Origin of the sequence: Roseibium salinum (assembly GCF_026240905.1) — a bacterium.
Classification (GTDB): domain Bacteria; phylum Pseudomonadota; class Alphaproteobacteria; order Rhizobiales; family Stappiaceae; genus Roseibium; species Roseibium salinum.
In genome coordinates, this window is record NZ_JAPEVI010000003.1 from 4,708,493 (window position 1) to 4,720,506 (window position 12,014).

At 57.9% G+C, this 12,014-nt stretch carries 14 protein-coding genes; 4 read left to right on the top strand and 10 right to left on the bottom strand.

All coding sequences use genetic code 11. The features are described 5' to 3' along the window. Positions 1-117 precede the first annotated feature (117 nt). The 3 genes from ON753_RS26150 to ON753_RS26160 are packed head-to-tail and all read left to right on the top strand — an operon-like array spanning position 118 to position 2,593. On the top strand, positions 118-984 hold the full coding sequence (locus ON753_RS26150; RefSeq protein ID WP_265966935.1) for a prohibitin family protein: 867 nt from the start codon (positions 118-120) through the stop codon (positions 982-984). Between the two features lie 5 nt (positions 985-989). Then, positions 990-2,390, top strand: a complete 1,401-nt coding sequence (locus ON753_RS26155; protein WP_265966936.1) for an ABC transporter substrate-binding protein — start codon at positions 990-992, stop codon at positions 2,388-2,390. After that, on the top strand, positions 2,387-2,593 hold the full coding sequence (locus ON753_RS26160) for a hypothetical protein (protein WP_265966937.1): 207 nt from the start codon (positions 2,387-2,389) through the stop codon (positions 2,591-2,593). Before ON753_RS26155 ends, ON753_RS26160 begins: the two co-directional genes overlap by 4 nt. Before the next feature lie 87 nt (positions 2,594-2,680). Here the strand turns inward: ON753_RS26160 and ON753_RS26165 are convergent, their stop codons facing one another. From ON753_RS26165 to ON753_RS26180, 4 genes are all read right to left on the bottom strand, one after another. Further along, a complete protein-coding gene (locus ON753_RS26165) occupies positions 2,681-3,265 on the bottom strand; it encodes a YcjF family protein (RefSeq protein ID WP_265966938.1) in 585 nt (194 codons plus the stop codon). 198 nt (positions 3,266-3,463) lie between these two features. After that, positions 3,464-4,114 (bottom strand): YcjF family protein, encoded by a 651-nt coding sequence (locus ON753_RS26170; protein ID WP_265966939.1) that lies wholly within the window; start codon positions 4,112-4,114, stop codon positions 3,464-3,466. Beyond that, positions 4,111-4,767 (bottom strand): ParA family protein, encoded by a 657-nt coding sequence (locus tag ON753_RS26175; RefSeq protein ID WP_265966940.1) that lies wholly within the window; start codon positions 4,765-4,767, stop codon positions 4,111-4,113. Before ON753_RS26175 ends, ON753_RS26170 begins: the two co-directional genes overlap by 4 nt. Before the next feature lie 153 nt (positions 4,768-4,920). After that, on the bottom strand, positions 4,921-5,544 hold the full coding sequence (locus ON753_RS26180; protein ID WP_265966941.1) for an IS481 family transposase: 624 nt from the start codon (positions 5,542-5,544) through the stop codon (positions 4,921-4,923). A 70-nt stretch (positions 5,545-5,614) separates the two neighbouring features. On the opposite strand from ON753_RS26180, the gene ON753_RS26185 reads away from it, so the two are divergent. After that, positions 5,615-6,679, top strand: coding sequence for a Fic family protein (locus ON753_RS26185; RefSeq protein WP_265966943.1), 1,065 nt, complete (start codon positions 5,615-5,617; stop codon positions 6,677-6,679). A gap of 567 nt (positions 6,680-7,246) precedes the next feature. Here ON753_RS26185 and ON753_RS26190 read toward each other — a convergent pair. The 6 genes from ON753_RS26190 to ON753_RS26215 form a co-directional block, all read right to left on the bottom strand. Continuing rightward, complete coding sequence (locus ON753_RS26190) at positions 7,247-8,233, bottom strand: 2-hydroxyacid dehydrogenase (protein ID WP_265966944.1); 987 nt, start codon at positions 8,231-8,233, stop codon at positions 7,247-7,249. Between the two features lie 92 nt (positions 8,234-8,325). Then, the gene (locus ON753_RS26195) at positions 8,326-8,559 is read right to left on the bottom strand and encodes an MDR/zinc-dependent alcohol dehydrogenase-like family protein (protein WP_265966946.1); all 234 of its coding nucleotides are present in this window, start codon (positions 8,557-8,559) and stop codon (positions 8,326-8,328) included. A gap of 60 nt (positions 8,560-8,619) precedes the next feature. Beyond that, positions 8,620-9,381 carry an SDR family oxidoreductase gene (locus ON753_RS26200; protein WP_265966949.1) on the bottom strand — a complete coding sequence of 254 codons (762 nt, stop codon included), beginning with the start codon at positions 9,379-9,381 and terminating at the stop codon, positions 8,620-8,622. 319 nt (positions 9,382-9,700) lie between these two features. Further along, on the bottom strand, positions 9,701-9,934 hold the full coding sequence (locus tag ON753_RS26205) for a type II toxin-antitoxin system RelE/ParE family toxin (protein ID WP_265966951.1): 234 nt from the start codon (positions 9,932-9,934) through the stop codon (positions 9,701-9,703). Continuing rightward, the gene (locus tag ON753_RS26210) at positions 9,921-10,187 is read right to left on the bottom strand and encodes a type II toxin-antitoxin system ParD family antitoxin (protein WP_265966953.1); all 267 of its coding nucleotides are present in this window, start codon (positions 10,185-10,187) and stop codon (positions 9,921-9,923) included. The genes ON753_RS26205 and ON753_RS26210 overlap by 14 nt, the downstream gene beginning before the upstream one ends. 285 nt (positions 10,188-10,472) lie before the next feature. After that, on the bottom strand, positions 10,473-11,495 hold the full coding sequence (locus tag ON753_RS26215) for a nucleotidyltransferase family protein (protein ID WP_265966954.1): 1,023 nt from the start codon (positions 11,493-11,495) through the stop codon (positions 10,473-10,475). Between the last annotated feature and the right edge of the window lie 519 nt (positions 11,496-12,014).

Genomic DNA, 12,014 nt, shown 5'->3' on the forward strand with positions numbered 1-12,014 from the left:
TGCGGTGGAGCGGACCCGCAAAAACGGTTTGATACAAGACGGTTACGCACTGGAAAGCCGCAGGGGCAACGCGTATAGTCCCTTGTGCCAGTGACCAGCAAGAGATGAGTCGGCCGAATGGCTTTTGATGATGAATTCGACGACTATGAAGAGGCGCTGAAGGGCGAGCGCAGGCGCCGCTTTCAGCTCTATGGCCTCATTTTTCTGCTGGCTTTCGGTGTTGCTCTGGCCCTGTTGTGGAACAGGATCGTCATCACAGTTCAATCGGGCGAGGCCGGTGTTCTCTACCGCTGGGTGTCCGGAACGGAGATGAACCGGATCTATGGCGAGGGCCTGCACATCATCTGGCCGTGGAACAGGATGTATGTCTACAACGTCCGGCTTCAGACCCAGGAACGCGGCTACACGATGCTGACCCAGGGCGGGCTGCCGATCGACCTGCAGATTGCGGTCCGCTACCAGCCGGACCTGAGGCTCCTGCCTCTTCTGCACGTGACGGTGGGGCCTGAATATCTCAACAAGATCGTTTTCCCGGAGACGGAGGCGGTTCTGCGCCGCGAGGTCGGCCAGTACACGCCGGAGCAGGTCTATACCAGCAAGCGCGGCTTTCTGGAGTCGATTGTCGTCAGCAGCCTGACCAATGTCGAAGATCGATATGTCATCGTCGATGACGTCCTGGTCCGCAGCGTCGAACTGCCGCCCGCGGTCCGCCTTGCCGTCGAACGCAAGCTGACCCTCTCCGAGGAGCAGAAGGCCTATGACTATCGTCTCGGCATCGAGCGCAAGGAGGCCGAACGCAAGGCGATCGAGGCCGATGGCATCATGCGGTACCAGAACACAATAAAGCAGAGCCTGAACGAAGACCTGCTGAGATGGCAGGGCGTGCAGGCAACGCGTGACCTGGCAACCTCGCCCAACTCCAAGACCGTCGTCATCGGCGGCGGCAGGGACGGCCTGCCGCTTATCCTCGGCAGCGACAGATAACGCTCATGCAGGAGAGCATCGCGCAGAACGAGCCTGAAAACGGCACCGTCAAATCGAGGCGCAAGGTCTGGATCGCAGTCCTGCTCTCAGCGGCGGTCATTGTTCTGGTGGTCGCCGTCCTGGAAGCCGCAGGTGTCACGTCGATGCTGAACCGGTTGACCGGATCTGTCACGGCCTTGTTCAAGGACGAGGATGACAGCCTCACGATTGTCGCCGTCTATTCCGAGGACGGGCAACAGAGCAATTTCCTCCGGGGCGCGGAGATGGCGGTCAGTCGTGTCAACGAGAACGATCAGGGTGTGCTCGGCCGGAAGCTGAACCTGAAGACCATATCGGAGCCCGTCTATCTGGAGGATCGCGGCCTCGAGACGGCTGTCGAGGACACGCTGAAACTGTCGGGCCGGATCGCCAAGACAAAAAACCTGCTCGCCGTGGTCGGTCACGAATGGTCGGACACCGCGGTGACCGCCAGCTCGATCTACAACTTGAACGACGTGCTCTATTTCGCCACCCACGCGACAGCGGACTCGCTGACCAACCACAGCTTCGACACGGTCTTCGCGCTGCAGCCCGACAACTCGACCAATTCCGGCGTGGTTGCCACCTATGCCCTGAAATCGGGTCTGCGCCGGTTCATTGTCCTGTCCGACAAGACGGATTACGGCATGGAAAGCGCGAATTTCTTCATGGCATCCACCACGACGGCCGGAGCCGACATCGTGTACCGCGGATACCTGTCCAGCAACCGGCAGTCGACCGAGCAGCTGCTGATGTTCATTCTCGATAATCAGCTGTTCAAGAGGACGGATTTCGACGCGTTATTCATCGTGTCTTCGTCCCTGGACGCGACCGGGGATTTCATAAAGAGCGCGCGCGAACTCGGGCTCGATGTGCCGATCCTCGGCATGGAGTACATGTTTTCCTCGACGTTGGAGCGTCTCGCCGGGAAGAAAAATATGAAGAACGTTGCCGGCGTGTCACTCTTCGACCGGGATGACATCTCCAAGGATGCGCAGGCTTTCGTGTCCGATTTTTCGGGTCTTTACGGACAGATGCCCGATCTGGATGCAGCGCTTGGCTATGACGCCATCATGCTGGTTCGAGACGTCGCCAACAAGGCGGGCACCACCGAACCAGATAAAGTCGCCGACACGCTGAAGATCGCGCGTTACAAGACGCCGTTCAAAGGGGTCACGGGACCGCTGATCTTCGACCGGAACGGCCTGATCACCGATACCGAGGTATTTATCGTCCAGCACGACGGGAAGGAATTCCATACGGTGGAAACCTATCAGATACCCACTGATTGGGCTAAGGTCTCACAGAACAAGTTGGAAGATGAAGGCACGTTGGACACTTTGCCAACCGGCGTGACCGCACCGGCTGAGGAGCAAGCGGACCAATGACCTTATTCGTCAATCCCTGGATATTTCTCTTCTGGGTCGTCGGCAGCTGGATAATCGGCATGCTGGGCCGGGATACGCGATTTGGTTTTGCCGGCAACTTTCTGGTGTCGTTCCTGTTCAGTCCGCTCGTCGGCATCATCGTTTTGCTGGCCTCCGAGCGCAAGCGACGCCTTCCGCCCCGCCGCCGGGATTTCAAAGCCTAGAGCGCTCCCCCGAGGACGACCGACGTCATGAAAAAGCCGCCCGGGAAATTTCCGGGGCGGCTTGATTTGCGACGGACGAAAAGGAATTCAGGAGGCTGATTCTTCCGCAATGCCTTCGGATTTCACCTTGGACTTTGCCTTGCGGGCGAGGTCCTTGCCCTTTTCAAACTGCTCCTTGTAGAAATCCCGCATCTTGTTGGCGTTGAAGTCCATCAGGGTGCCGCCCTCTTCGTAGTGTTGTACGATTGACCGGCCCACGGCATAGGTTGCGCCGCCGGCGACCACCGGCAGGGACACCATGCCGACCATCCAGCCAATTCCGGGGATGAGTTTCGTCGCGCTCGCGGCAACCACATAGCCGGCGCCATAACCCAGGACACCGCCGGCCAGCGCGTAGATCACCTTGCGGCCGAGGCGCTCGGAGAACGGCTTGCCATAGAGCTGGGAGAGCTTCTGGATCATCCGCAACTGGATTGCGACGACGGCGGCGATGTCGAAAAAGGCGACCGGGACGATGCTTGCGGCAACGGATGCAATCACATAGTCCTTGATCAGATTGTCCGCGGTCAGTTCGCGGTTCAGCGTGAAGTCCGCATCGGTATCGACGCCAACGTCTTCTGTCGCGGGCTCTTCGGGCTGTTCTGCTTTGCTCTCGGTCGTCTTTGTCGCCATTGAAAATCTCCTAAGCGTCTGCCGGGCTTTTGAAACGCAACCGGTGGTATGGATCAGGCGCTAATAACCGCTTGAACGTTACTCTCTCAAATGCCGATTGAAAAGGGGGACGCTGCGTCGGCCGCCCGCTTTTTCGCGTTTAACGACAAGCGTTTCGGAGAAAAGCAGCGCGATGAGGCAGTATTTCCGAATTGCAGGTCACGCCGACACCTCCAACGCCTCCGATGTCAACTGGCCGAGATAGACCTCTCCGATGATGCTGACGAGCACCGCCGCAGCGACCGATGTGATCGCCATGCCGGCCAGATGCGGGCCCGGCATCATGCGCAGCAGCCCTGTCGTGGTGAAGCTTGCGATCCCGGGCGCGGCCATTCCAGTCAGCAGGGCCGCCGCCAGACGTTTGCTGCGGTGGGTTTCCAGGGGTTGGCCGTAGAGACGGGCAAGCCGCCGCAACATCCGCTCGACGACTACGGCGATCGCCGCCAGATCCACCCAGGGCATCGGCACGAGCCCGGCCACGGCGGCAAGCTTTGCATGCCGTTCGATGATGAGCTTGCCGGAATTCTTCAGGAATGCATGCCGGTCGGGTGGAGGGCTGCGAAGCTCGAGGCGCGCGTTCTTGTCTCGGGCGGCTGATGGGTCTTGTGCCCGGCGCGTGTCCCCGCCACCGCGCTCTCGGCTGCCTGCGGGAGCATCCGCTTCCAGGCCTGCAGCGCCATCAGAGGAGGGATCAGTGGCCGGCGGACCGGCAGGGTGAAGGCTCTCCTGCTCGCTTTGGAGCGTCGATTTTGCTGCTTCGCGGAGGTCATCCAGTGTGCGGTTGGAGGTTCTGGGCAGCTTCTTGCTCATGCCGTCAGCGCCTTCTTGGTCTCCAGCAAGGCTTCGGTTTCCCCTGCAATCGCCGCGATGTCCTGGGCGGCGGGACCGTCAGGCGCCGTGAGACTAGGCGTTGCGCCGTAGAGACCCGCCTCCGCGTAGGCGACGCGATTGGGCATGTCGCTCGATAGCAGGGGAAATCCGCCTTCCTCCAGTTCGCCGCGCACATGCCGCGATATCACGCTGCCCCGCGTCGTCTGGGTCAGGACAAGGCGAAATGTCGGTGCCCAGCCCTTCACGCCGCCCATCAGCGTCTTCACGGTGTCCATCATCCGGTCCACATCGAGGGGGGATGCCTTGACCGGGATCAGGACCAGGTCCGCAACGGCAAGAGCCGCCACCGTGATATCGCTGTCAAAGCCGGGCGTGTCGACGATCGTGATGCCGTGGTCGGCGGTGGCCTGCCGGGAGATCTTCCAGACGTCCTTGTCAGGCTTCTCCAGAATGTCGATCCCGCCCAGCCTTCTCTCGCGTTCGCCAAGGCGGACAACCGATCTCTGAGGATCGGCGTCGATCAGAAGGGGCTTGAAACCCTTGATATGCCAGTGGACGGCGAGGCAGCACGCCAATGTCGTCTTCCCGCTGCCACCCTTTAGCGACGCGATGGTGACAATCGGTCCACTCATGTATCCCCGCCCTTTATCAGCCCTCGACGCGGAAAGCTTAACAAAGATTAACGGTGATAACATTCAGGAGTGGTCGATGGCTCGCAATTATCCACCGGGCAGGAGCGACGCTGCCGCGGTGCGTACCCTACATGTGCTTTCCAATGAGGTTGTTCAGCGATTGAGGTTCAGGCGACTGATTGGAGTCTTGAAGTTAATGCCGCCGTGCGGGCGTTGGCAATTGTAGATGTCGAGCCATCGTGGCAAGGCGGCATTTCTTTGTTCTGAGGTCTTGTACGGAACTCTGTAAGCCCACTCCTCCTGAAGGGTTTTGATGAAGCGCTCCGCCTTTCCGGTGGTCTGCGGAGTGTAGGGCCTTGTGCGGACATGTCTCGCGCCGATCTGCTGGAGTGTCGTGGCGAAGAGGTTCGACCTGTAGCCCACGCCGTTGTACGTCATGACCCGCTTGATGGTGACACCCCTGGAGGCGAACCATCTGGTGGCCCTGACAAGGAACACGGCGCAGGTGTAGCCGCGCTCGTCCGGCAGCACCTCGACATAGGCAACGCGGCTGTGATCGTCGATGGCCACATGCACATAGTCATAGCCCACGCCTCTGGAGCGCTTGCGCCTGTGGTGCCCGGTGATGCGATGCCCGGTCTTGTTGAAGCGTCCGAGTTTCTTGATATCCAGGTGCAGCAGGTCGCCCGGAGCGTCTCGTTCGTAGCGGCGTGCTGGCTCTGGAGGGGTGAGGCGGCTGAGTCGGTTCAGGCCCCACGCCTTGAGAGCATGGGCCACGGTGGAGCTCGGAAAATCGAGAAGAAGTGGTATAATCGGGTATGGAATCGGATATGCGGGCGAGCTGATCATGAGAGAGCCAAACATCATACTGGGTCAGGATCTCGTCAAGCTCATCGCGGAAATCGACGAGTTCAAGGGACGATGGGACGCCCTCAAAATGTTGTCGCCTGATCGCCTTGATGCCCTTCGTAAGGTGGCAACAGTCGAGAGTATCGGCTCGTCAACTCGCATTGAAGGCGCGAAGCTTTCCGACGCACAGGTTGAGACGCTTCTTTCTACCATCAAGATCCAATCCTTCAATACGCGCGACGAGCAGGAAGTTGCGGGCTACGCCGAGGCGATGGATCTCGTGTTTCAGGCCTATGATGATCTGCGGCTGACTGAGAACCATATCGGCCAGCTTCACAAAACATTGCTTCGCCACAGCGTAAAAGACGAGCGCCACCGGGGTTCGTATAAAACTCTTCGTAATGATGTTGTCGCAATGGATACCGACGGCAACCAGATCGGCGTCGTGTTTGAAACCGCGCCACCGTTCGATACGCCGCGCGAGATGGAATCTCTGGTTACGTGGACACGCAAAGCCATCGAAGAAGAGAGCCTTCATCCACTTCTCATTATCTCGGTCTTTGTGGTGCAGTTCCTTGCATTCCATCCATTCCAGGACGGTAACGGCAGATTGTCACGTGTTCTCACAACGCTGCTGCTTTTGCGGGCGGGCTACGTCTATGCTCCTTACGCTTCGCTTGAGCGTGTGATTGAGGAAAACAAAGACCTCTATTACAAGGCCCTCCGCCGCACGCAGACGACGCTGAAGAACGACAAGCCCGACTGGCTGCCTTGGATCGGCTTTTTCCTTCGAGCATTAAAGAAACAAAAGGACACGCTCGCCATTCGGCTTGACCGGGAGCGCATCGAGCAAACAGGTGAAGCTGAATTGCCGGAAATCTCCGGTCAAATACTGGCTCTCTTCAAAACCCGCGAGCGGTTAACCCTCTCTCAGATCGAGGAATTAACCGGCGCGAACCGCAATACCCTCAAAGTGCGTATGCGCGAGCTAGTGTCTTCAGGGCGCATCGCCCAACACGGCAAGGCCAGGGCGACATGGTACACAAAGGCATCAAATGGCTAGCCTGACAGCCTTCAGGAGAACCGTCCCAATGCAGCGCGCGGCTGACGGAAAAACGTGCCTGGAGCTTTGCCTATGACCTCCATCTTGTTCAGCAGTTGAGCATCCCACAAATCCGAAGCGATTGATGACGCTTCCAAACGCGCCTGACTGACCCGGAAGCGATTGGCGCGATTGTTCAATACTTGGCGGCGACGGACTGCTGCCGCCGGACCCCACACTTACCTATCATTCGCTACACTCTTCGGATTTCCACTAGAGGTTCCGCCGTTTAGAGAGGCCTTTCGGGGTTGCTTCTCCTGGGACGGCGGTTGGAATCGGCAGGTTGAACTAGGACGGCTGCCATCTGCTGGAAACTGTGATTTGGCGCCCCGTCGTAGATGTAAAATCAACAACTTCCGATGCCGATCGGCGTCGAGACCCCCGCCGATTCACGATCGCCCACACATTAAGGCTCAAGCTGAACCTGTGTTGTGCTCTTCCGGTGCGAACAGCCCCGACAAGGGTTGGTGCGAAAGGTCGAAGCAAGTCGGGTTGAATGAAATGGGGAGGATGGAGTGCCATAGCCAATCAAGGCCCGTGTTCTTCCCTTTTGACTACACTCTCCAGTGGTTGGTTGGATACAAGACGGTTGATGTTGTCTGCCATTGCTTGCCGGCGACGGTTCACCGTGCCGTGGGTCCAGCCGGACATGTGCGGCGTCATCACGATGTTATCCAGCTCGTGGAACGGATAGACTGAGGGGTGCGGCGCCGGGTTTGTGCCATCCGGATAGACATACCAAGTGTCGATGATCGCGCCGCCGATCCGCTTTTGCGAAAGCGCCTCATAAAGGGCCTTTTCGTCGATGACCGGACCGCGGCCGACGTTCACGAGGATAGCTTCCGGTTTCATCGCGGCAATGACGTTGGCATCGACCAGGCCGGCCGTCTGGGGCGTAAAGGGGAGGGTGTTGACGATCACATCCGCCTCACCTGCAAAGCTGTCGAGGTCAGACAGGAAATAGTGCTGTTCAAACACGGAAGTGTCTTCCGGTGCTGATCGGTTTGCCACGATGACTTTCATGCCAAAGACCCTTGCCCTTGCCGCGATCGTCTTACCGATATGGCCGAATCCGATCAGGCCGATGGTCTGTTCGCCGAGTTCGGTGCGAAGTGCATCTGCGCCACCGGAACGGTAGGACCAGTCGCCTTGGCGCAGGCGCTTGTCAGCATCGGCAAGCGGAACATGACGCAGCAAAAGGGATGCCATCACATATTCCGCAATGGCCGCCTCATGGCCGAAGCAATTGCAGAGGGCGGCGCCTTCGGGAACAAGGCCCAGATCGATCCCGTCATAGCCTGCACCTGGAAGCTGATAGAGCTTCAGTGTAACCGGGACCGGCATTCCTGCAGCAAGCCGAACGCCGACGATCACGTCAGCGGCCTCATAGGCACGGCGGTCTTCTTCCGTCGTCAGTGTGTCCGGCAGTTCGATGATCTCATGATTTTGGGAAAGCAGGCCGGCAAAGCCTTGCACGAAACTGCAGGCATTCTGGCCGTGAAACACGATTTTCATGGGACGCCCCGTTCTGAAGAGGGTTCTGTCTACAACGCCAATATTCGAAAAACTTTTGGGCTTCAACAGCTTCGGGTTGAATGCTCGCTGATCTAGCCGTTGAAGGCAAGCTGGACGTTCCTGGTCAGGCAGCGATCCGAGGCCAGGCCGAAAGCTTCATTGGCCCGTTCAGCGGGAAGCATTGCCAAGATCACTGAAGACAGATCGATCGCACCGCTGGAGAGGAGTTCAACGGCCCATTCGAATTCCGCACCGAAGCGGAAGCTGCCTCGCAGAATGAATTCCTTGGCCAGAACGAGCTTAAGTGGACGGGGAATGTCGTACAATACGAAGGTCGTGAGGCTGAGGAGCAACAATCGTACGCAACGGGGTGCCGTTCTGATGGATCAAAGGACGGAAATCATGCCGCCGTCGACATAAATCATTTGACCGCTGACGTAGTTTGAGGCTGAGGAGGCGAGATAGACCGCAGTCCCGGCCAGTTCTTCCGGCTTACCCCAGCGTTTCGCGGGAGTGCGGCCCTTCACCCATGCGTCAAACTGCGGATTGTCGATCAGCGCTTTGTTCATGTCTGTGATCATGTAGCCGGGGCCGATGGCGTTGATCTGAATGCCGTGTTCCGCCCATTCCGCCGTCATCGACCGTGTCAGCATCTTGATGCCGCCCTTGGCCACCGTATAGGGCGCGACCGTTGCCCGGGCGAGCTCACTGGTCAGGGAGCCGATGTTAATGATCTTGCCGTTCTTGCGCGGGATCATCCGTTTCGCGGCCTCCCGGCCAACCACAAAGGCGCTTGTGAGATTGGTGTCCATCACCCGCTGCCATTCGGGCGTGGACAGGTCGACCAGCGGCTTGCGCAGCTGAATGCCCGCGTTGTTGACGAGGATGTCAATTGCTGTCCCGTCCTTGTCGAACGTCTCGAAAGCGGCAACGACGGCGGCTTCATCCGTGACATCGAAGGCGGCAACGCGGACGGAAAACCCTTTGTCCCGCAGGTCTTGCGCGGTGGCCTCAAGGCGGGTTGCATCAACTCCGTTCAGAACCAGCGTAGCGCCTGCCTCTGCAAGGCCGGTTGCGATGGCGAGCCCGAGGCCGCGCGAGGAACCGGTTACAAGGGCGGTGCGTCCTGTCAGGTCAAAGATATTCATGGCTGTTTCCGGTTCTGGTTCGGCGAAGGCTGATCAAAGGGAACGCCCGCTTAGATCCGGGCTTGAGTTTTAAATCAGTCGGGCGTTGACTTTCAATTAGTCGAGTATGTGCTTTCGCACGGTCGAAAGAGATTGGTTGTGGATCGGCTCCACAATCTCACCGCGTTGGCACATGCAAGTTCAACTACTTGCGGCGCCGATCGGCGTCGAGCCCCTAGTCGGTGGACACCTGAAGGACGACGAAAAGACGTGTGTTTGTCACGCAAGATGACGGCCCGGATCCATGTGCCCATGCAGAACACGGAGGACACGGATGCCTTCAGTTATTCGTTGATAGTAGATGGAATGCGAGATGCTTTCGTAGCGCCGCAGTCCTTCGCGCACGGAAGCTGTAGTCCGAACCGATACTCGGATTCTCCGCAACCATTTCGATCTTGCTATGAAGCATCTGGGCATTGTGTTCGGCCTGCACCTGGCCGAAACGCTCGATGCCATAGAGATAGATGTCAATTAGGTCGGGCTCCGCATCACCAGTGATTTCAATCCTGATCACGCGGCAAGCCCTTCTGACGCGCTTCTTCCCGCGCGGCTTCCATTATTCCAGGCAACGCGCGCTCGCTAATGCCGCTAGCTTCCGCGCGGGCGAGCACATCACGTAGCTCCTGGATTGCAGCCTCCCTGCGATCTTGATCGCGACGCACCAAATCACGGAAGTATTCACTCACATTCCCGTACCGGCCCGCATGGACTTGTGCCTCCACCCATTCGTTCATTTGGTCGGGCATCGAAATGGTAATTCTAGACATATCATACCTCGTCGCTTACCTGCTCATAATAGTTCTTATCTATCAATGCAAATTGAGGATCAACAAAGGAGCCGTACGACTGAACGAATGCCAAGGCCCAAGTGGCAGGGGCTCAGGAACTTTTTGAGCCTGATTGACAAGCTGTATGTCAGGTGAAAGCTCGAACTGCACGCGCTCGGCTGTGGATCGGCGCCAACAGATGACCTGATCAGAGTTCAGAAATTCAACAACTTGCGACGCCGACCAGCATCGGAACCCATTGCCGGTTCACAGTTGGTGTGCCAGTCAGGGCAAACGCTTGAGCAATTCCGCGGTGGCCGGCATGTGCAGTAGACTTGCCGCAATTCGCTGTCGCCATGCAGGACCGGTCTCTATTGCAAGCTGGTAAGCTTCAGCAATGTCATCCGGCCGTGTTTCGGCCAATGCTTCGATCAGGAATGCCGCTTGTGCACGGTCCTTGTGTGCTTTGAGAGCGTCCGGTCCACCCTGTCTTCGGTCCGCAACAATTAGCTTATGCACCGCATATCGTTCCGGCCGTGGGATCTGTACAAGCACTCCCGACCGATAGAGGAATGGGACGCGTATCGGCTCGGCAATGAGATAATTGAGAAAATGCAGGCTTTGCGCGTTGACGCCAAGCGCGGGTAGGTCACGGATTGCCTCGTCTTGTTCGAATGATGGTGTCAGGAACTCCACCAGTGCCTGGCGATTTGTTTGTCGCCAGCGCCAGGTTTTTCCGTGGTCGATCGTTGGCAGAGGATCGAATTGGAGTTCGGCAAAGACCTCCGCAAGCGGCGGCTCGACCGTGTCTGCGAGGGCGAGTGACAAGCGTTCAAAACTCGCAATGTCGATATCATCTGTTGCTGCCGATTGATCGAATCCGATCCGTACCCCGAGTTCGCCTTCATAGCACCGGAAGGCCTGTGTGCCGACGATCGTTCCGCCGAGCCGAAAGACGCCGGCTTTGGCCATTGCCGAGACGACCTGACCGGATGCGACATCTGCGAACAAGTATCCTTCGGCCCTGAGCACCCGCATCAGTCTTGCACGGTCACGCTGTGCTTGTTTTGCTGCCCTGGCGATCTCCGACTGCCGGTCCAGTTGCATCCGCAGCTCCGGAGTGTCTTCACCGATATAGCGATCGATGGTTTTGTTTCCGAGCCGAAAGTGATCGTACCAATAGGTTTTTGTGCCAACCGCTTTCGCTCGCGGCGTGCCGCGCAGGTCTGAAACAGCGCTCTCTATCAAGGAACGCCGCAGATCCGTCCAGGCAGCCGTCCCTATGGCGCTGTGGTAGTCGACGGTCACGATTTACCCCACATGTTTTCTCTTGTGGGGTAATGGTAACACAGAGAATACCCCACACAAATTTTTTTGTGGGGTAGTAGAATTGCGGGCAGCGGGGGACGGTGCGGCTCGTCGCTACCGAGCGACCCCGCCGCAGAATCGAATTCCATAACTTGCGGCGCCGATCGGAGTCGGGACGCCTCGCCGGTTCACAGGCATACTTAGCCACGTTATCGACGCCCATATCTCTTCGTGAGCGATTTTCGACATTGGTGATATATTTTCAACTCTTGGTCTATGAAGTCCTTTCGGTAAATACGCGATGCATGATCATCAAACGATTTTTGGCGGTTTTCTGCTGTTTTTGGGAGTGCTCAATGAAATCGGGCGCGCAACTTCACTTGGCAGAAAACGTGGCAACCTGAGCTGACCTGATTTGTGCCATCCGAAATTACGCAATGAATACAAGTGCCGCGCAAGCTCAAGGTCGCAACTGAAACTTGGATTTCGAAGCGAGTTTCCACCTCGAGAAAAGGCCAG